This is a genomic window from Paraburkholderia tropica (assembly GCF_014171495.1).
In the GTDB taxonomy this organism is placed as follows: Bacteria; Pseudomonadota; Gammaproteobacteria; order Burkholderiales; family Burkholderiaceae; genus Paraburkholderia; species Paraburkholderia tropica.
Window position 1 is genome coordinate 2,258,057 of the sequence record NZ_CP049134.1, and the last position, 18,564, is coordinate 2,276,620.

The 18,564-nt window shown below is 68.5% G+C and carries 16 protein-coding genes; 10 read left to right on the forward strand and 6 right to left on the reverse strand.

Features of this window, described 5'->3' with window-relative positions; all coding sequences use genetic code 11:
* Positions 1–154: 154 nt before the first annotated feature.
* The 3 genes from G5S35_RS10145 to G5S35_RS10155 all read left to right on the forward strand — a co-directional run bounded on the left by G5S35_RS10145 (position 155) and on the right by G5S35_RS10155 (position 2,282).
* Positions 155–940, forward strand: coding sequence for an AzlC family ABC transporter permease (locus G5S35_RS10145; RefSeq protein WP_080180368.1), 786 nt, complete (start codon positions 155–157; stop codon positions 938–940).
* A gap of 8 nt (positions 941–948) precedes the next feature.
* A complete protein-coding gene (locus G5S35_RS10150) occupies positions 949–1,272 on the forward strand; it encodes an AzlD domain-containing protein (RefSeq protein ID WP_065061403.1) in 324 nt (107 codons plus the stop codon).
* Between the two features lie 260 nt (positions 1,273–1,532).
* Positions 1,533–2,282 (forward strand): DUF4088 family protein, encoded by a 750-nt coding sequence (locus tag G5S35_RS10155; RefSeq protein WP_065061285.1) that lies wholly within the window; start codon positions 1,533–1,535, stop codon positions 2,280–2,282.
* Between the two features lie 55 nt (positions 2,283–2,337).
* On the opposite strand, the gene G5S35_RS10160 is transcribed toward G5S35_RS10155, so the two are convergent.
* Positions 2,338–4,650 (reverse strand): ATP-dependent helicase, encoded by a 2,313-nt coding sequence (locus G5S35_RS10160; RefSeq protein WP_237181279.1) that lies wholly within the window; start codon positions 4,648–4,650, stop codon positions 2,338–2,340.
* A 47-nt stretch (positions 4,651–4,697) separates the two neighbouring features.
* Entirely contained in the window at positions 4,698–5,147 is a 450-nt protein-coding gene (locus tag G5S35_RS10165) for a hypothetical protein (protein ID WP_124260883.1), read from the reverse strand.
* 364 nt (positions 5,148–5,511) lie between these two features.
* Between G5S35_RS10165 and G5S35_RS10170 the strand changes: the two genes are divergently transcribed.
* The 3 genes from G5S35_RS10170 (at position 5,512) to panS (ending at position 8,561) form a co-directional block, all read left to right on the forward strand.
* Positions 5,512–5,733, forward strand: a complete 222-nt coding sequence (locus tag G5S35_RS10170) for an RNA-binding S4 domain-containing protein (RefSeq protein ID WP_065061283.1) — start codon at positions 5,512–5,514, stop codon at positions 5,731–5,733.
* A gap of 176 nt (positions 5,734–5,909) precedes the next feature.
* A complete protein-coding gene (locus tag G5S35_RS10175) occupies positions 5,910–7,331 on the forward strand; it encodes an MATE family efflux transporter (protein WP_065061282.1) in 1,422 nt (473 codons plus the stop codon).
* Positions 7,332–7,592: 261 nt separating this feature from the next.
* Positions 7,593–8,561 carry a ketopantoate/pantoate/pantothenate transporter PanS gene (gene panS / locus G5S35_RS10180; RefSeq protein WP_065061281.1) on the forward strand — a complete coding sequence of 323 codons (969 nt, stop codon included), beginning with the start codon at positions 7,593–7,595 and terminating at the stop codon, positions 8,559–8,561.
* Positions 8,562–8,664: 103 nt separating this feature from the next.
* On the opposite strand, the gene G5S35_RS10185 is transcribed toward panS, so the two are convergent.
* Positions 8,665–9,051 (reverse strand): DUF2917 domain-containing protein, encoded by a 387-nt coding sequence (locus G5S35_RS10185; RefSeq protein WP_161495551.1) that lies wholly within the window; start codon positions 9,049–9,051, stop codon positions 8,665–8,667.
* A 169-nt stretch (positions 9,052–9,220) separates the two neighbouring features.
* Here G5S35_RS10185 and G5S35_RS10190 point away from each other — a divergent pair, with 169 nt between their 5' ends.
* Together G5S35_RS10190 and fumC are read left to right on the forward strand one after the other, a co-directional pair.
* On the forward strand, positions 9,221–10,966 hold the full coding sequence (locus tag G5S35_RS10190) for a phospholipase D family protein (protein ID WP_080180353.1): 1,746 nt from the start codon (positions 9,221–9,223) through the stop codon (positions 10,964–10,966).
* Between the two features lie 276 nt (positions 10,967–11,242).
* Positions 11,243–12,625 carry a class II fumarate hydratase gene (gene fumC, locus G5S35_RS10195; protein ID WP_065061400.1) on the forward strand — a complete coding sequence of 461 codons (1,383 nt, stop codon included), beginning with the start codon at positions 11,243–11,245 and terminating at the stop codon, positions 12,623–12,625.
* Positions 12,626–12,730: 105 nt separating this feature from the next.
* Here the strand turns inward: fumC and G5S35_RS10200 are convergent, their stop codons facing one another.
* The 3 genes from G5S35_RS10200 to G5S35_RS10210 all read right to left on the reverse strand — a co-directional run bounded on the left by G5S35_RS10200 (position 12,731) and on the right by G5S35_RS10210 (position 14,771).
* Complete coding sequence (locus tag G5S35_RS10200) at positions 12,731–13,234, reverse strand: acyl-CoA thioesterase (RefSeq protein WP_065061279.1); 504 nt, start codon at positions 13,232–13,234, stop codon at positions 12,731–12,733.
* Between the two features lie 222 nt (positions 13,235–13,456).
* Positions 13,457–14,485, reverse strand: coding sequence for a GlxA family transcriptional regulator (locus G5S35_RS10205; RefSeq protein ID WP_110328320.1), 1,029 nt, complete (start codon positions 14,483–14,485; stop codon positions 13,457–13,459).
* Between the two features lie 142 nt (positions 14,486–14,627).
* Positions 14,628–14,771, reverse strand: coding sequence for a hypothetical protein (locus G5S35_RS10210; protein WP_167371413.1), 144 nt, complete (start codon positions 14,769–14,771; stop codon positions 14,628–14,630).
* Positions 14,772–14,992: 221 nt separating this feature from the next.
* Here G5S35_RS10210 and G5S35_RS10215 point away from each other — a divergent pair, with 221 nt between their 5' ends.
* Together G5S35_RS10215 and G5S35_RS10220 are read left to right on the forward strand one after the other, a co-directional pair.
* Positions 14,993–15,706 (forward strand): ArsR/SmtB family transcription factor, encoded by a 714-nt coding sequence (locus G5S35_RS10215; RefSeq protein ID WP_065061277.1) that lies wholly within the window; start codon positions 14,993–14,995, stop codon positions 15,704–15,706.
* 218 nt (positions 15,707–15,924) lie between these two features.
* Positions 15,925–18,543, forward strand: coding sequence for a DUF6600 domain-containing protein (locus tag G5S35_RS10220; protein ID WP_074983864.1), 2,619 nt, complete (start codon positions 15,925–15,927; stop codon positions 18,541–18,543).
* The last annotated feature ends 21 nt before the right edge of the window (positions 18,544–18,564 follow it).

Genomic DNA, 18,564 nt, shown 5'->3' on the forward strand with positions numbered 1-18,564 from the left:
GCCACGCAACCTCGCCACACTGATCGACAAAGCTCGCCGCAAGATCGTACAAGCCACGCACCGCGCCGCTCGCTATGCTGCTTTCCGAATCAGGAGAGACAGCTTGACCCACCACCCCCATCGCTACAAAGAATTCGCGGCCGGCGCGCGCGACATGATCCCCATGATGATCGGCGCGGCGCCGTTCGGCGTGATTTTCGGCACGCTCGTCACGTCCGGGCCGCTCGCGCTCTGGCACGGCCAGTTCATGTCGGTCACGGTATTCGCGGGCTCGGCGCAGTTCATCGCGCTCGGGCTGATCGCCTCGCACGCGAGCTACGCCGTGATCTGGGCCACCACGCTGATCGTCAACCTGCGCCACGTGCTCTACAGCGCCACGCTCGCGCCCTATGTCTCGCATCTGCCGATGCGCTGGCGCCTCGCGCTCGGCGCGGTGCTCACCGACGAGGTGTTCGCCGTCGCCTGGGCGCATTACCGCCGCCATCATCCGGGCGATGACGTCTCGCCGTGGCACTTCCTCGGCTCGGGTGTCTCGATGTATCTGAACTGGCAGATTTCGACCGCCGCGGGCCTGCTGTTCGGCGCGGCGTTCCCGGGCCTGCAGTCGCTCGGACTCGACTTCGCGATGGTCGCCACTTTCATCGCCATCGTGGTCCCGCAACTGGTGGCGCTGCGCTTTGTGGCGGCCGCCGTCACCTCGGGCGTGCTCGCGTTCTACTGGCAGGCGTGGCCGTACAAGCTCGGGCTGCTCGGCGCGGTGCTCGCGGGCGTCGTGGTCGGCGTGGCGCTGTCGTTGCCGCGCAAACCGCGCCAATCTCATGTCGATGCCGACGCCCTACCCGACGCCGACGCTCCGTCGCACTCATCGAACCCGACCGGCAACCGCCGCCCGGACCGGCATCCGCGCGAGGCGCACGCCGTCGCAGGAGGCAACCGATGAACCAGCCCATGAACTACGTCGTCCTGATCCTCGGCATGGCGCTGATCACCTGGATCGTGCGCACCGCCGTCTTCGTGCTCGGCGAGCGACTCGTGTTTCCGCCGCTCGTGCGCACGGCGCTCGGTTTCGTGCCCGTGACCGTCCTCACGGCGATCATCGTGCCGATGGCCGTCTCGCCGCACGGCCAGGGCGCCGAACTGAGCTGGCGCAATCCGCAACTCGTCGGCGCGCTGGCGGCGATCGTCGTGAGCGCGCTGACGAAGCGTCCGCTGCTGACCATCGCCGTGGGCCTCGGCGTGTTCTTCGTCTGGCAAGGCGTCGTGTTGCGCTGAATCCACGCTGAAATGCGCATCTGAATACGCATTGGAGTGCGCCCTCGAATCCCCCCGGACGGGCCGCCGCCCGTCCACCCACGGTCCTTTCACGGCGCGCGTTCGAGCGACCCTCGCGTGAACCTCGCGTGAACCTTTCACGCAGCCGCTCAAGTTTCGCCGCGCCGCGCCGTTAAACCGTCGAAGCCTGCCTTGGCGCAGTGGTCAGCCGAAGACTGGCCATCACCAGGCAACGCCAGGAATAGATCGGGGCAACCAGAATGGGGAATATCACCCTTAACCTCAAGGAAGAAACACTTGCGTCGCTGCGCAAGGATTTCGACGCGTTCCTGCGCGTCTCGCTGAAGCTCGACCCGCAATTCCTCACGCCGTCGTTCGAGGACTTCCTGCGCGCGAAGCTGCTCGACAACATGACGCCGCTCACCGAGCAGGCGGTGCAGCGGCTATTGCAGGGCGGCCAGTACGCGTGGGCCAAGCGCACGCTCGACAAGGAGTTTCCGGAAGTCGTCTCGATGCTGCTGCGTCAGGCCGGCGATTTTGGTTTCGGCGTCGCGTCGCGTCCCGAGTGGACGCCCGACGAGCTGTCGAAGAAGTGCCGCGAATGGGCGGCCGCGATCGTGCAGGAAGCGCAGGGCGAGGAAGCGCAGATCGACCCGCTCGCCGCGCAGATCAAGTCGGGCGTGCAGGACATCCAGACGCTCGAAGAAATCATGCAGACGCCCGCATGGCGGCTCGCGGAATCGGTGCGCCAGCGCGTCTATGAAGCGAAGATCGGCTGCGAACAGGCCACGGGTTCGCTCGCGCGCGAGCGGCTCGGGGAGTTGCGCGGCCTGCTGCGTCTGGGCATCGCGCACGGCACGTTCCAGAAGCAGGAAGCGCAGCAGATCATGGAATATCTGCGTCTGCTGAAGCCGGAAATTTTCGTCGAAGAACCCGACGACGTCTTCACGCGCCTCGCCGCCTGGCTGCGCAACTTCTTCGTGCCGCCGCCGAAGAATCAGCCTCGCTAGCCCGTCCCGCCCGCGGGACACCGCACCGATCAGGCTCATACCCCCGGCGCGCGCCCTAGTCCCACATCTTCCTCAATTTCGCGCCGATCTCGACCTTCGCGCGCGCCGCAGCGGCCAGTCCCGCCGCACTCGGCGCGCTCGCCACGGGCGGCGCGGGCCACGCGCGCGACTCGAACAGCGGCAGCATCGACGGCGCGATGAAGCGCGTGCGCGACGCCCACACGTGACGATCGCCGGACGCCGCCTGGTTGTGCACATAAAAGCGCTGCGGCACGACGATGTGCAGATCCTCCTTCGCACGCGTCATCGCCACGTAGAGCAGACGGCGCTCCTCTTCCAGTTCCTCGTCGCTGCCCGCGCCCAGATCGGACGGAATGCAGCCGTCCACGCCGTTGAGCACGAACACGTTGCGCCACTCCTGCCCCTTGGCCGAATGGATGGTCGAGAGGATCAGATAGTCCTCGTCGAGCAGCGGATCGGCCGATTCGGCGCTGGTCGCGTCGGGCGGATCGAGCGTGAGTTCGGTCAGGAAGCGCTCGCGCGAGGGGTACGTGCTCGCGATGCTTTCCATCTGCAGCAGATCGGCCATGCGCACCTGCGCGTCTTCGTGATTGCGCTCCAGATGCGGCTCGTACCAGCGCCGCACGCGCTCGAACTCGGCCGGCCAGGCCGTGGCGCGCGCGCCGATGCTGTCGATGAGCGCCGTGAACGCGCTCCAGTCCTCGGCGGCACGCGGCGGCGGTGCGAATGCGGCGAGCGCTTCGGCAGCGCGATACGCGCCCGTGCAAGCCGCAACCTGATCGAGCAGACGCGCGGCGGTAGCCGGCCCGACGCCCGGCATCAACTGCGTCACGCGAAACCCGGCCACGCGATCGAGCGGATTTTCGGCCCAGCGCAGCACCGCCAGCACGTCTTTTACGTGCGCGGCGTCGAGAAAACGCAGTCCGCCGAATTTCACGAACGGGATATTGCGCCGCGCCAGCTCGATTTCGAGCGTCGCGCTATGGTGCGCGGCGCGAAACAGCACGGCCTGCTGCTTGAGCTTCATGCCGCCCTCGCGCGCCTCCAGAATCTGCTCGACGACGTAGCGCGCCTGCGTGGCCTCGTCGGCGACCGTCACGAGGCGCGGACGCTGCTGCGAGGCGCGATCGGTCCAGAGGTTTTTCGTGTAGCGCTCGGTGGCGGCGTCCATCACGGCGTTGGATGCAGCGAGGATCGGCTCGGTTGACCGGTAGTTGCGTTCCAGCGTCACCTGACGTGCGGGCGGATCGAACTGTGCGGGGAAATCGAGGATGTTGCGTACCGTTGCGCCCCGAAACGAGTAAATTGCCTGCGCATCGTCGCCGACGACGGTCAGACCTCGGCCGTCGGGCTTGAGCGCGAGCAGGATCGACGCCTGGAGGCGATTCGTGTCCTGATATTCGTCGACGAGAATGTGATCGAAGCGCGCGGCGAGATCGGCCGCAATGACGGGTTCTTGCGCCATATGCGCCCAATACAGCAGCAAATCGTCGTAATCGAGCACGTTCTGCTTCTGCTTCGCGTCCACGTACGCGGCAAACAGCGCACGCAGTTGCGGCTCCCATTCGAGACACCAGGAGAACGAGCGCGCGAGCACGTCGGCGAGCGAATCGCCGGTGTTGACTACGCGCGAGTAAATCGCCAAACACGTGGATTTAGCGGGAAATCGCTTCTCTTTCGCCGACAATCCCAGCTCGTGGCGCACGAGGTTCATGAGATCGGCGGAATCTTCGCGATCGTTGATCGTGAAGGCCGGCGACAAACCGATCTGCTCGGCGTACTCGCGCAGCAGGCGCGCGCCGATGCCGTGAAACGTGCCCGCCCACGTGAGCCCCTGCGCGAGCACGGCGGCCGCGCCCGGCACGCCGGCGGCGATGCGCGAGACACGCCGCGTCATTTCCTGCGCCGCGCGACGCGAGAACGTTAGCAGCAAGATACGATGCGGATCCGCTCCGTTCACGACCAGATGCGCGACGCGATGCGCAAGCGTGTTGGTCTTGCCCGAACCCGCTCCAGCGATCACGAGCAGCGGTTCCGGCAGCGTCGCGCCCGGTGCGAAGGCCTGCGGACCGCCATGCTCGACGGCGGCGCGTTGCGCCTCGTTGAGCTTGGCGAGATAGGCCGCAACGTCCTGAGCGACAGCGCTGACGGGATCGACGAGGGAATCGTTGAAAACGGGAGTGGACACGGCGGTGGACACGGCGGGCGCGGAGAATCCGTAAAAGGCGGCGACGCATACTGTATATCCATACACCCCGCACCCGCAAGCGCTCGATCGTGGGCTGATCTGGCGCGATCTGGCGATATTTATGCGGCAACTTCCCGGCGCAATAAAAAACGGCGGCATCCGTTACCGGACGCCGCCGCCTTGCACGTGATTAGCGTTGACGCGGATTACGGCTGCTGCGCGCCGCCCTGCTGCTGCGCCGACTGACCGCTCATCTGATCCTTCATTTCCGAATCGTTGGCCTGACGGTCAGCCTTGCGGTTGATCTTCGCGTCCTTGACCTCCGACTTGTACTGCGTCTTGGCCTGCTTCTTCGCGTCCTTGTACTCGGAGTTCGCCGACTTCTTGGCGCTGCGGTACTCGGCGCTGGCCGCCGCGTTGGCGTTGCGCTTTTGCACCAGCGGATCGGTCGGCTGCGGCGCGGTCAGATTTTGCGGCGCGGGCGCCGGTTGCGCGATGCCCGCGGCGGCCGGCGCCTGGCTCGGCACGGTAGCCGGGGCCATCGTCGGCGCGTCGCCCGCCGCCGGCGTGGCGGTCTGGGCGAATGCGCCCTGCGCGAAGGCAGCGGCGGTGGCGGCAATGGCGGTAGCGGTCAGCAGCTTGCGAATCTGGGTCATGGCGTATCCTCTTGAGTAGTTCCGGGAATTGGCGTGGGTCAGTCCTGCAACGGGCGTGCCCGCCGTTTCCCGCTCCGTTTCCGCTCGATGGAGCCGCCGTGGTCGGGTGAATCCGTGGAGCCCGGCGGTCTCGCTTCGGTGAACCCATTTTCATCTGAAGATCCGCGCGCCGTCCCGCGACGTTACGCAGCGTTTCATTTGCTGACGAATTCATAACATCTGGCCCCGACATGTAACCACGCCCGATCGCCAAGCATCCCGGGCCGCGCCACGCGCGATCGCTTATGATGCTCACCCTCCGCGCCGCCACGGCGCGCGCCAATGTTCCGCGCCTTTGTTCCAATTTCACCGATTTCCACGCGCCATGCCCAATCTCGATTTCACGCTGACCGGCGACTACGTCGAACTGCACAACCTCCTGAAGATCACCGGACTCGCCGACAGCGGCGGCTCGGCCAAGCAGATCGTCTCGTCCGGCGCGGTGAAGGTCGACGGCGAAGTCGAACTGCGCAAGACCTGCAAGATCCGCGCGGGCCAGTCGGTGCTGCTCGGCGACACGCGCATCGCGATTCACGAGCCGGAGTAACAGGCTGCGCCGATCGCACATGCACCACGCAGGTGCTTTTTGGCTGAAAGACAGGTAATCTCGGCGGGTAGGCTCGCAGCCGTTCAAGGCGCTTGAGCCGTTCCCGCCTGCACTTCCGGATTCGATCTCCAGGCGTTTTTCCGACGCGGCGCGATACTTCGCGCCGCTTGCCTTTCATGACCCGAACGACTTCACCGGCGCGCACCGACCGCGCCAGCCGCGCCATCGCGCCGCCCACGCTCAAACGTCACGCCGCCGACACCGCACGTCTCGCCGCGCCGCTCGCCATCGCCCAGTTGTCGCAGATGGCGATGAGCGTCACCGACACCGTGCTGCTCGGCTCGCTCGGCGCGGGCGCGCTCGCGGCGGGCGGACTCGGCGCGAATCTGTTCTTCGTGGTCGTGACGGTGCTGCAGGGCGTGCTGACCTCGGTGAGCGTCAGCGTCTCGCAGGCGCGCGGCGCCGACGATCTGCATCGCGTGCCGCATATCTACTGGACCGGTTTCGCGCTCTCGCTCGTGCTCGCGCTGCCCGCGTTCGCGCTGCTGTCGTTCGCGGAGCCGCTGTTGCACGCGCTCGGCGAGCCGGGCGTGCTCGCGCGCCAGGTCGGCGAATACGCGTCGGTGCTGCGCTGGGGCGCGCCCGCGAGCCTGATCGGCGTGGGGCTGATGCGCTCGTTCCTGCCCGCCATCGGCGCGGCGCGGCGGCTGCTCTGGATTTCGATCGCGAGCGTGTTCTTCAACGGCTTCCTGAACTACGGGCTGATCCACGGCGTCTGGGGCCTGCCGCGTCTCGGCTTTCTCGGCTCGGCGGCGGCGACCGCCGTCACCATCTGGCTCACCACGCTCGTGCTGATGGCGCTGCTGCATCTGCGCCCGTCGCATCAGCACTTCGTGGTCGCGCGCCGTCCGAGCGCGCCGATGATGGGCGAGCTGTTCTCCATCGGCTGGCCGGTGGCGATCACCTATGCCGTCGAAGCGACGCTGTTCCTCGCGACCGGCCTGCTGATGGGTCTGCTCGGCGCAATGCCGCTTGCCGCCCACCAGATCGCGCTGAACGTCGCTTCGGTGATGTTCATGGTGCCGCTCTCGATCGGCCAGGCGGGCAACGTGCGCGTGGGTTACTGGATCGGCGCGGGCGTGCCGCGCGCGGCGCGTCATGCGGGCTTCGTCGCGCTGGCGCTGGGCGTTGGCTTCATGTCGATGTCGGCGCTCGTGATGGTGCTCGCGCCGCACTGGATCGTCGGGCTCTATCTGCATCTCGACGATCCGGCCAACGCGCAGACCGTCGCGCTCGCCACCTCGCTGCTCGGCGTGGCGGCGATCTTCCAGATCGTCGACGGCATGCAGACGGTCGGCTCCGGCTGCCTGCGCGGCCTCAAGGACACGCGCATCCCGATGCTGGCCGCGACGCTCGGCTACTGGGGCATCGGTTTTCCGGTCGGCTATGCGCTGGCGTTCCATTTCGGCTATGGCGCGCTCGGCCTCTGGTGGGGACTCGCGGCCGGTCTCGCGAGCGTGGCCGTGCTGATGACGTGGCGCTTTCACCGCATGAGCCTGCGCGCGGAAACCGAGGCGGCGCGCTCGCAGACGGCCTGACGCGCGCCCGCGCCTGACGGACAGCGACGGACAAAGACGCCCCCCAGGGCCGCCAGACGCGAGCGGTTAGAATACGCGGCTGGCGCCCGCCGCCATCCGTCCCACGAGGGCAGGAAAATTCCGCGCGCATTGACCGGACGACCGGACGACTGAACGACCAAACGACCGGACCCGCGACGCCGCGCCGGCCACCCCGGCATGCCGCTCGCGCTATCACGCGCCGTCATCAAGAAAACGAACCCTCTCACGGACCACGCTTCCATGCTCGCCCCGATTACCCGACTGTTCCCGCTCTGGGCAGTGCTCGTGTCGCTCGCCGCGTATTTCAATCCGGGCGTCGTCGCGCCCATCGCGCCGCACGTCACGACGCTGCTGATGATCATCATGCTGGCGATGGGCGTGACGCTCTCGTTCGCCGATTTCCAGCGCGTGTTCACGCGTCCCGCGCCCGTGGCGGCCGGCATTCTGCTGCACTACCTCGTGATGCCGCTTGCCGCGTGGGTGATCGCGAAAGCGTTGCACATGCCCGCCGACCTCACCGCCGGCATGGTGCTGGTGGGCAGCGTGGCGAGCGGCACGGCCTCGAACGTGATGATCTATCTCGCGCGCGGCGACGTCGCGCTGTCGGTGACGATCAGCGCGCTCTCGACGCTCGTCGGCGTGTTCGCGACGCCGCTGCTGACGCGCCTTTACGTGGACGCGTCGATCGTCGTCGACGTGCACGGCATGCTGATGAGCATCCTGCAGATCGTCGGTCTGCCGATCGTCGTCGGGCTGATCGTCAACCGGCTCGCGGGCGGCCTCGTGCGCCGCGTCGAACCGGTGCTGCCGCTCGTCTCGATGGTCTCGATCCTCGCGATCATCGCCGCCGTGGTGGGCGGCACGCACGCGAGCATCGCGACGGTCGGTCCGGTCGTGGCGCTGGGCGTGGTGCTGCACAACGGCATCGGCCTGCTCGGCGGGTATTGGGGCGGCCGTCTGCTCGGCTTCGACGAATCCGTGTGCCGCACGCTCGCGATCGAAGTGGGCATGCAGAACTCCGGCCTCGCGGCGACGCTCGGCAAGCTCTACTTTTCGCCGCTCGCCGCCCTGCCGGGCGCGCTGTTCTCGGTATGGCACAACCTCTCGGGCTCGCTGCTCGCGGGCTACTGGGCCGGCAAGCCGGCGCGCGGCAGCGAGCGCGACGCCGACGAGGCACGCAATCGCGCAAATAGCGGCGCAACGCGCTGATACGGCGCGACGCGGATAAGGCGTCGCGCAATCGGTCGCGCAATCGGTCGCGCAATCGGGCTCGCGGTCGGGCGCGCGACCGACGCGACCTTCGGGGCCGACTTCACCCGCGCTGAGCACCCAAGCGCGGCCGCCGCACAGGACGCAGCCCGCCCAGGCGCGCCAGCCAGCGCGCCGCCGCCCGCCATCGCATCAGCACCCCGTTTCCGCTGACCGACACCGGCGTGCTCACGCCCGTCAGCACCTCGCAACGCACCGCCTCATCCCATCCGCCGATCCAGACCCGCTCGCCCGGCGCGAACGGCAGCGCCTCGCCGGGTTCGAGCCAGAAGTCCTGGGCGTCGCCTTCGACCGTCATCAGCACGCGCCCTTCGAGCACGCCCAGCACGCCGCCTTGCTCGCGACGCACGCGGCGGCACGCGCCGCGCGGCACCTCGAACGTCTCGACCACTTCGCCCCACGGCCCTACGTCGTTCACTGCCCTCGTCATCGCGATCTCCCGCCGTTGCTGATGCGAGCAGTCTCGCGCGCCCCCGCCCGCCGACGTTTCCAGCCGACGTGAAACGAGGCGCGCATCTTGCTCAGGCGAGATTCGCCGCGCGCCGTTTCCCCCCGCGCACCGCACCGCTTCCCGATAGAATCGAAACGAAAAGACACACATGTCTGCGAACCAGCCCGTCCGCGTCCGGCACCGGCGGCAGACCCCGAGGAGATTTCGCTTGAACGCGCCAGCCCTGCCCTACGCCTCCTCCGCTTCCCGCGCCAACGGCGTGCACCGCCGCGCCCGCCCGTTCGCCCTGCTCGCCGCGTGCCTGTGCCTCGCGCTCGCCGCCGGCTGCGCGACACGCCCGCCCGCCAGCGACTACCCGCGCCAGTCCACCGCCGCGATGTCCACCGCCGACGCCCGCGCCACGCCGCTCGGCGCCGCGCTGGCCGCGCCCGAAGCCGCGCATCCGGACCAGTCGGGCTTCCGCCTGCTGGCCACCGGCACCGACTCGTTGCAGATGCGCGTCGCGCTCGCGCGCGCGGCGACGAAAACGCTCGACATGCAGTACTACATCGCCAACGAGGACACCACCGGCAAGCTGCTGCTCGGCTCCGCGCTCTACGCGGCCGACCGCGGCGTGCGCGTGCGCATGCTCGTCGACGACCTGAACTTCCACGACATCGACCGCCTGATGGCCGCGCTCAACAGCCATCCGAACATCCAGATCCGCGTGTTCAATCCGTACGGCAGCACCAGCGAGTCGATGTTCACGCGCACGCGCAACTTCTTCACGAACGTCGACCAGTTCACGCGCCGCATGCACAACAAGGCGACCATCGTCGACAACGAACTGGTGATCGTGGGCGGGCGTAATCTCGGCGACGAGTACTTCAGTGCCAGTCCGACGCTGCAGTTCACCGATCTCGACGTACTGGGCGCGGGTCCGGTGGCGCGCGCGGTCTCCGACAGCTTCGACGCCTACTGGAACAGCGCGGTCTCGTATCCGCTCTCCGTGCTCAATCATCAGAAGTTCGACGCGCACGACCTCGACACCGCGCGCGACGACCTGCGCCAGCACTGGCGCGACACCGCCGAGCCGTACAACGCGAAGCCGCTCAACGCCACGCCGCTCGCGCAGCAGATCACGCGCGGCGAACTCGGCCTCGTCTGGGCGAAATGGCATTTCGTGGCCGATTCGCCGGAAAAGATCGCGGGCGCGCACGACGGCGACCAACACGGCCAGATGGGCGACGCGATGCGTTCGCTGCTCGACCAGATCCATCAGGCGAACCGCAGCGTGCTGGTGTTCTCGCCGTACTTCGTGCCGCACGAGGCGGGCGTGCAGGCGATCCGCGACCTGACCGCGCGTGGCGTGCGCGTGGCGATCCTCACCAACTCGCTCGCGGCCACCGACGCCATCGCCGTGCAGGCCGGCTACAGCCCCTATCGCGTGCCGATGTTGCAGGCCGGCGCCGAGCTTTACGAGTTCAAGCCCGTGCAGCCCGCAGGATCGCCGCAGCGGCGCTTCGGCATCGTCGGTTCGCAGTCGCGCGCGAGCCTGCACGCGAAGGCCTACGTGATCGACGACAGCACGCTCGTAATCGGCTCGCTCAATCTCGATCCGCGCTCGGCGAACCTGAACACGGAACTGGCGCTCTCGATCGACAGCGCGCCGGTCGCGCACGAGGTGACGGGCTATTTCGCGCTCGCCAGCTCGCCCAAGGCGAGCTACCGCGTCACGCTCGCCACGCCCGCGCAACTGGCGTCGATGCGCGGCAGCGCGATCTCCTCGCCGCTCGTCTGGACCGACGAGGAAGACGGCGCGATCCGCACCTACAACCTCGATCCTGGTGCGGGTTTCTACCGAAATCTGCTAACCGGGCTATTCTTGCTGTTGCCGGTCGACAACCAGCTCTGATCCTCAGCGTCTGATCTTCAGCGCGGGCGAGTCGGCCAGGCCTCGACGTCCGCCATCACAGCCAGCCGCGAGCGTCGCCCCGCCCCGCATGTGCGATTCGCATGCTCCGGGGCGCGGCCCGCCCGCACCGGCCTCGCGCCGCGCAGCCACGCGCTGCGACGCCGTCGCCCAGCCATCACGCGGATCGAACCCGTCACGAAAGCGGCGCGCGCCTTCGATGCAGCGCCGCGTCATTCACCGGAGTCACCCATGACCGCATCTCAAGACAACGTCCGCATGGAGCGCGACACGTTCGGCGAAATCGCCGTGCCCGCCGCGCAACTGTGGGGCGCGCAGACGCAGCGCTCGCTGCAGAACTTCCGCATCTCGACCGAGAAGCAGTCGCCGGAACTGATCACCGCGCTCGCGACGATCAAGCGCGCGGCCGCCGAAGTGAATCACGGCCTCGGCGTGCTCGACGAGTCCAAGGCGCGCGCGATCGTGCAGGCCGCCGACGAGATCATCGAAGGCAAGCATGCGGGCGAGTTCCCGCTCGCCGTCTGGCAGACCGGCTCGGGCACGCAGACCAACATGAACCTCAACGAGGTGATCGCGAACCGCGCGAGCGAGATTCTCGGCGGCGAGCGCGGCGAGGCGCGCAAGGTGCATCCCAACGACGACGTCAATCGCGGCCAGTCGTCCAACGACGTGTTCCCGACGGCCATGCACGTCGCGGCCGCCGTCGGCATCGTCAAGCATCTGCTGCCCGCGCTGAAGACGCTGCGCGACACGCTCGCGGCCAAGTCGAAGCAGTTCGGCGACATCGTCAAGATCGGCCGCACGCACCTGCAGGACGCCACGCCGCTCACGCTCGGCCAGGAGTTCTCGGGCTACGTCGCGCAGCTCGATCACGGCATCAAGCATGTGGAAACCACGCTGCCGCATCTCTACGAACTCGCGCAGGGCGGCACGGCGGTCGGCACCGGCCTGAACGCGCATCCGCAGTTCGCGCACAAGGTGGCCGAATCCATCGCGAAGCTCACGGGCGTGCCCTTCGTCACGGCGCCCAACAAGTTCGAGGTGATGGCCGCCGCCGACGCGCTCGTGTTCGCGCACGGCGCGCTCAAGACCGTGGCCGCGAGCCTCATGAAGATCGCCAACGACGTTCGCTGGCTCGCGAGCGGCCCGCGCTGCGGTCTCGGCGAACTGTCGATTCCCGAGAACGAGCCGGGCAGCTCGATCATGCCGGGCAAGGTGAACCCCACGCAGTCCGAAGCGCTGACGATGCTCTGCTGCCAGGTGTTCGGCAACGACGTGGCCGTGAACATCGGCGGCGCGAGCGGCAACTTCGAACTGAACGTGTTCCGCCCGATGATCGCGCACAACGTACTGCAATCGATCCGCCTGCTCGCCGACGGCGCGCTCAGCTTCAACGATCATTGCGCGGTGGGCATCGAGCCGAATCGCGACCGCATCGACACGCTGCTCAACGAGTCGCTGATGCTGGTGACGGCGCTCAATCCGCACATCGGCTACGACAAGGCCGCGCAGATCGCCAAAAAGGCGCACAAGGAAGGCACGACGCTCAAGGCCGCCGCGCTCGCGCTCGGCCACGTGACCGAGCAGCAGTTCGACGAGTGGGTGAAGCCCGGCGAGATGGTCGGCAACCTGAAGGGCTGAGCGCGGACGCACATGCAGAATCAGCCCTGAATCAAGGGCTGAAATGCAGAACGGGCGGCGAGGATCGAACCTCGCCGCCCGTTTTTTATTCCGGCGTCGTGCGTGTCAGACTTCGCCCTTCGCCACTTCCTCCGGCTTCAGTTCGACGATCGCATCGAGCGCTTCCTTCACGTCGAGCGCGTATTTCGCGAGGCGTTTCTGCTCGTCGGTTTCCGGCACGAAGGTCGGGACGGGAATCGGGTTGCCGTTTTCGTCGACGGCCACGAACACGATCAGGCAATCGGTCGTCAGACGCAACTGGCCGCTCTTCGGGTCGCCCGCGTGCACGGTGATGTGAATGTGCATCGACGTGCGGCCCGTGGCCACCACGCGCGCGCGCAGCTCGACCATGTTGCCGACGAGGATCGGACGGCGAAAGCGGATGTTGCCCACGCTCACCGTCACGCAATAGCGGCCCGACCAGACGGCCGCGCAGGCGTAGGCGGTTTCGTCGATCCATTTCATCAACGCACCGCCGTGGACTTTGCCGCCGAAATTCACCGAGGTCGGTTCGGCAAGGAAGCGGAACGTCGTTTCCGAACGGTCCAGCGGCTGGGAAGGCGTACTCATATCGGCTCCGCTCGTGTGGGGTTTTTGCGCTTGCGCGGCGTGGAATCGTCGCAGCGATTCGTTTATAGGAGCGACCGATTATACGAGCGCAATAAGGCATCCGCAGCCGTGCTTTTGGTACGGATGTTTTGCAGATTCGTTGAAAACCCAGCGCGGCGCTTGTGCGGAAATTTCGGCGATATTTTGGGGATTTTTCGCGGATTTTACGTCGAAGCGCGCGCTTCACGCCGCCGAAAACCGCGCGCGATAGTCGACCGGAAGCACGCCATAGCGCCGCTCGAACGCGCGGCGCAGGTTCTGCTCGCTGCCGAAACCGCAGTCGGCGGCAATACGTTTGACAGGCCGACGCGATTGCGCGAGCGCATGCGCTGCCGCTTCGATGCGCATCGCGGCCACAGTGCGCGCCGGCGTGCGCCCCACCGCTTCCACGTAGCGGCGCGCGAACGTGCGCGGGCTCATGCGCGCTTCCTCGGCGAGCCGCTCCACGCTCAGCTCGACATGCAGATTTGCAGCCATCCAGCCGTGCAGCGCCTCGAACGCACCGCCCGCCGCGCTCTGCGCTTCGAGCGTCTCGCTGAACTGCGCCTGACCGCCCGGACGCTTCATGAACACGACGAGTCGGCGCGCCGCCTGCATCGCGACCGCGTGACCGTAGTCCTCCTCGATCAGCGCGAGCGACAGGTCGATGCCCGCCGTCACGCCCGCCGACGTCCAGACCGCGCGGCCGTCACGCTCGTCGCGCAGCCAGATCGGCTCGGGATCGACATCGATTTGCGGATAACGGCGCGCGAGTTGCGCCGCGTTGCGCCAGTGCGTCGTGGCGCGGCGGCCGTCGAGCAGGCCGGCGGCGGCCAGATAGAACGCGCCCGTGCAGACCGAAGCGACCCGGCGCGCGCGCGGCGCGGCGGCCGCGATCCACGCGACCAGCGCGGGATCGGGCACGGTCGTGTCGTCGATGGGAATGCCGGGGACGATCAGCGTGTCGAGGGTGGCAGGGTCGATCGTATCGAGCCGCTCGGTGACGACGGGCAGGCCCGCGAAGGTCGGCAGCACGCCGCCCGCCAGCGAGGCGACGGTGACGCGGTAGGCGTGTGCTTCGCCAGGCGAAGGCGTCGGCGATTGCCGTGCCGAGGCCGCGCGTACCGCCAGTTCGGCGCGCCAGAACGCCTCGACGGGGCCGCAGGCATCGAGCAGCACGAGTTCGGGCGCGACCGCGAAAACCACATGCCGCGCGGAAGAGGAAAAAGTCATGGCGCCAACCTGCGACGTAGCCGGGAACGCACCATCATCGCATGGGCGCATGTGGCAGTTACGTCAAGCCGGCATCAATTTCTGCCAACGCGTCCGACGGCGAGAACGCGCGAAGGAAGCGCTCAGGCATCGCGCAGAGCTCTCAGTTGCGAACCGAAATGCCCTGATCGATCGTGCCGTACATGGTGATGCCGCTCGCGCTGCTGCTCGCCGGCGTGCCGCCTGCGCAGGCCGCGCACAGCATCGTGAACGCGGCGAGCGTGCCAATGGCCAGAATCCGTTTCATGACTGCCTGTCTGCTTCGAGTGAGAGTCCGATTTTAGCGCGCGGGCCCGAGGCGCTTCAGTTTCGCGGGCGCAGCGATATTTCACGTCACGCTGAAACGTCGAATGCCGATGTTCGCTAGAGTGAGGACATGGGCCGCCGCGCCGAAACGAACGCGAGCGCGCCCGAACGCATCCGAACGCACCCAAACTCATCGCAAGTCAAGCGAAGCCAGGAGCCGCCATGATCCTTCCCGCCAGCGACGACACCCAGCATTTCCCCGGCCTCGCCCGCGTCGCCGCCCTGCTCGCCGATCCCGGCCGCGCCGCCATGCTGTGGTCGCTGATGGACGGCAGCGCGCGTCCCGCCGGCGAACTCACGCTGATCGCAGGCCTGTCGCCGTCCGCCGCGAGCGCGCACCTGGCGCGGCTCGCCGAAGGCGGACTGCTCGCGCTCGACGTGCGCGGACGCCATCGCTATTACCGCATCGCCACGCCCGAGGTCGCGCAGGCCATCGAGGCGCTGATGAACGTCGCGCACGCCGCCGCGCCCGCGCGGCCCGTCACGCGCCCCGCGCGCACGGTGCCGGTGGAGATGCGCCACGCGCGCACCTGCTACGACCATATGGCGGGCGAAGTCGCGGTGCGCGTGTTCGAGCGGCTCGTCGACGGCGGCCTGCTCGTGCGCGACGGCGAGGACCTCGACGCCACGCCTGCGGGCATCGACCGGCTCGCCGCGTGGGGCCTCGATCTGTCGGCGTTGCGCTCGCGGCGGAGGCGCTTCGCCTGCACCTGTCTCGACTGGAGCGAGCGGCGTCCGCATCTGGGCGGCGCGCTCGGCGCGGCGCTGCTCGAGCGCTTCACGGCGAATGGCTGGGTCGAGCGCACGAGCCGTCCGCGCGTGCTGCGCATCACGCCGTCCGGACAGCGCGAATTCAACGCCTTCGCGCCGGCCTGAAATGGCTGACCGAAACGGCCGACAGGCACCAAAATTCTGACAAATACCCAACAACTCCCCGCAAATCACCGCGAAATTCGTCACTTACGACAGAGTCCACACGTTCTGTTACATCTAGTGCATAGCCCTTAACAATTCCGTGTGCATGGAAACAGGCCGGGCGGATAGAGTGCCCCACATGGCTCCCCGAAATGTTCGGCGGGCCGTGGAGAACCAAAATGACACCGTGCACTTCATCGCTCCTGCCGCTGCGCCGCACCCGCCGCGCACAGGCTCACACGCTCATCGCCGGCGCCGTGTTCGCCGCCTTCGCGCTCAACCTCGCCAGTCCGGCCGCCTACGCCCAGGCGGCGCCCGGCGCCGTGGCGCAGGCCGGCGATCCGCCCGGACGCGTCGCGCGTCTCGACTACACGGCGGGCGCCGTCACCACCGAGCCCGCGGGCGCGACCGACTGGTCCTACGCCCAACTGAACCGCCCGCTCACGACCGGCGACCAGCTCTGGAACGACGCCAACGCACGCTCGGAAATGCACATCGGCTCGACGGCTGTGCGCATGGGGCCGCAGACGAGCCTCGACGTCCTCAATCTCGACGATTCGAACGCGCAGCTGAAGGTGGCACAAGGCACGCTCTCGACGCGCGTGCGCGAACTGCCGCCGGGCAGCGCGTATGAAATCGACACGCCGAATCTCGCGCTCGGCGTGAGCGGTCCTGGCGACTATCGCGTCGACGTCGCGCCCGACGGCAGCAGCACGACCGTGACGGTGCGCAGCGGCAGCGCGACGGTCTACGGCGAGAACGGCCAGACGCCGATCCAGGCGGGCCAGCAGATCCGTTTCGCGGGCACCGACCTGCAGCAGGTGGCCAGCGACGCCGCCCCGCCGCCCGACGCCTTCGATCAGTGGGCGCTCGCGCGCGACGCCGCCGAGGACCGCTCGGTCTCGGCGCGCTATGTCTCGCGCGACGTGCCCGGCTATCAGGATCTCGACGCCAACGGCACGTGGCGCGACAGCCCGCAGTACGGCGAAGTGTGGATGCCGAATGCGGTGCCGACGGGCTGGGCGCCGTATCACGACGGCCACTGGGTCTGGCAGGCGCCTTGGGGCTGGACCTGGGTCGACGACGCCCCGTGGGGCTTCGCGCCGTATCACTACGGCCGCTGGGCGCAGGTCGACGACAGCTGGGCGTGGGTGCCGGGTCCGATGGTCGAAACCGCGCAGCCCGTGTACGCGCCCGCGCTCGTCGCCTTCGTGGGCGGCGGCGGTGGCGGCGGCTCGGACTGGGGCGTGAATCTGGCGATCGGCGGCGCGGCCGCGGCGGGCGTGGCCTGGTTCGCGCTCGGGCCGGGCGAACCGTGGCATCCGCACTGGGGCGGCTGGAGCCCGCGCTACTACGAGCGCGTGAACCAGAATGTCGTCGTCAACAACTACCGGCGCGACGTGAACATCACGAACATCAACGTGCACAACACGTACGTGAATTACCGCGTGCCGGGCGCCGTGACCGCCGTGCCCGCGACGGCCTTCGTGCACGGCCAGTCGACGTCGCGCTTCGCGCAGCACGTCGATCCGCGTCAGTGGCAGAACGCGCGCATCCAGTCGGGCACGCCGGGCATCGCGCCGGTTCAGGGCAGCTTCGGGCCGAACATGCGCCGCGCCGACTACCGGCCGCCGGCGTCGCTGAATCAGCGTCAGGTGGTCGCGACCCGCGCGCCGGTCGCGCCGCCCGCGTTCCACGACAACCTCGCACAACGCTTCGCCCACGGCGGCGGCACGGTGCCGGGCGCGGGCGCGCCGGTGGTGCGCGTCTCGGCGCCCGCCCACGCCTCGTTCTCGCCGTTCTCACCGTCCGCTCGCGGCGGCTCGCCGCAGCAGAACGTGCGCGTCGTGACGCCCCACTCGCCGGTGATCGGCGCGGGCGCGCGTCCGAACGGCGCGCCGGGCCAGCCCGGCGGTGTCGCGCAGAACGCGCCGCATGGTCAGCCCGGCGCGCAGCCGATGGGGGCGAACATGGCAAACGGCCACGGCCCGGCGATGGCGCAATCGCCGCAGGCGCGACCGGGCCAACCTGCCCCGCAACAAGCCCGGCAAGCGCCCGGCGCGCAGGGCGTGCCGCGTCCGCCGCAGTTCGCGGGCCGTCCCGAGGCCGGTCGTCCGGAAGCGGGCCAGCCGCAGACGGCGATGAACGGCCGTGCTCCGACGGCCGGTGCGCCGGGCGAAACACATCAGCCGGTCTGGACCCAGCCGCATACGCCGATGGCCATGCGCGGTCAGCCTGGCGGCAACGAAGCGGGCCGCCCGCAGCAGGCGCAACCCGCGCAACAGGCGCCGCACGAGGCGCGCGAAGGCGCACCGGGACGCGCGCCCGAAGCCGCAGCGGGTCAGCCGCAACGCGTGCCGCAGCCCGCGCAGATGCAGCCGCGTCCGGAGCAGGCGCAATCGCGCGCCGAGCCGCGTCCGCAAGCGCAGCCGCAGCCGCAGCAGGCTCAGGCGCAACCGCGTCAGGAATTCCGTCCGCAACCGCAAGCGCAGCCGCAGCCAGCGCGCGTGGAAAACCGTCCGCAGCCGCAGCCGCAGCCGCAAGCCCAGCCGCGTCAGGAATTTCACCCGCAGCCGCAACCGCAGCCGCAGCAACAGGCTCGCCAGGAGTTCCACCCGCAGCCGCGTCAGGAGCCGCAAGCGCAGCCGCGCCAGGAATTCCATCCGCAGCCCCAGCCGCAGCCGCGCGCGGAAGCCCGTCCGCAACCGCAGCCGCATCAGGAGGCGCCGCGCCCGCAACCCGCGCCGCATCCGCAGGAGCACGCGGGCGGCAATCACGACGATCGTCATCACGGTTGATCGGCGCTGACCGAATCGCTG

Bases quoted from the DNA above. Each gene is read 5' to 3' on its own strand.
- G5S35_RS10145 (WP_080180368.1), top strand. From the start codon at position 155: ATGATCCCCATGATGATCGGCGCGGCGCCGTTCGGCGTGATTTTCGGC.
- G5S35_RS10150 (WP_065061403.1), top strand. From the start codon at position 949: ATGAACTACGTCGTCCTGATCCTCGGCATGGCGCTGATCACCTGGATC.
- G5S35_RS10155 (WP_065061285.1), top strand. From the start codon at position 1,533: ATGGGGAATATCACCCTTAACCTCAAGGAAGAAACACTTGCGTCGCTG.
- G5S35_RS10160 (WP_237181279.1), bottom strand. From the start codon at position 4,650: ATGCCGCCGTTTTTTATTGCGCCGGGAAGTTGCCGCATAAATATCGCC.
- G5S35_RS10165 (WP_124260883.1), bottom strand. From the start codon at position 5,147: ATGACCCAGATTCGCAAGCTGCTGACCGCTACCGCCATTGCCGCCACC.
- G5S35_RS10170 (WP_065061283.1), top strand. From the start codon at position 5,512: ATGCCCAATCTCGATTTCACGCTGACCGGCGACTACGTCGAACTGCAC.
- G5S35_RS10175 (WP_065061282.1), top strand. From the start codon at position 5,910: ATGACCCGAACGACTTCACCGGCGCGCACCGACCGCGCCAGCCGCGCC.
- panS (WP_065061281.1), top strand. From the start codon at position 7,593: ATGCTCGCCCCGATTACCCGACTGTTCCCGCTCTGGGCAGTGCTCGTG.
- G5S35_RS10185 (WP_161495551.1), bottom strand. From the start codon at position 9,051: ATGACGAGGGCAGTGAACGACGTAGGGCCGTGGGGCGAAGTGGTCGAG.
- G5S35_RS10190 (WP_080180353.1), top strand. From the start codon at position 9,221: ATGTCTGCGAACCAGCCCGTCCGCGTCCGGCACCGGCGGCAGACCCCG.
- fumC (WP_065061400.1), top strand. From the start codon at position 11,243: ATGGAGCGCGACACGTTCGGCGAAATCGCCGTGCCCGCCGCGCAACTG.
- G5S35_RS10200 (WP_065061279.1), bottom strand. From the start codon at position 13,234: ATGAGTACGCCTTCCCAGCCGCTGGACCGTTCGGAAACGACGTTCCGC.
- G5S35_RS10205 (WP_110328320.1), bottom strand. From the start codon at position 14,485: ATGACTTTTTCCTCTTCCGCGCGGCATGTGGTTTTCGCGGTCGCGCCC.
- G5S35_RS10210 (WP_167371413.1), bottom strand. From the start codon at position 14,771: ATGAAACGGATTCTGGCCATTGGCACGCTCGCCGCGTTCACGATGCTG.
- G5S35_RS10215 (WP_065061277.1), top strand. From the start codon at position 14,993: ATGATCCTTCCCGCCAGCGACGACACCCAGCATTTCCCCGGCCTCGCC.
- G5S35_RS10220 (WP_074983864.1), top strand. From the start codon at position 15,925: ATGACACCGTGCACTTCATCGCTCCTGCCGCTGCGCCGCACCCGCCGC.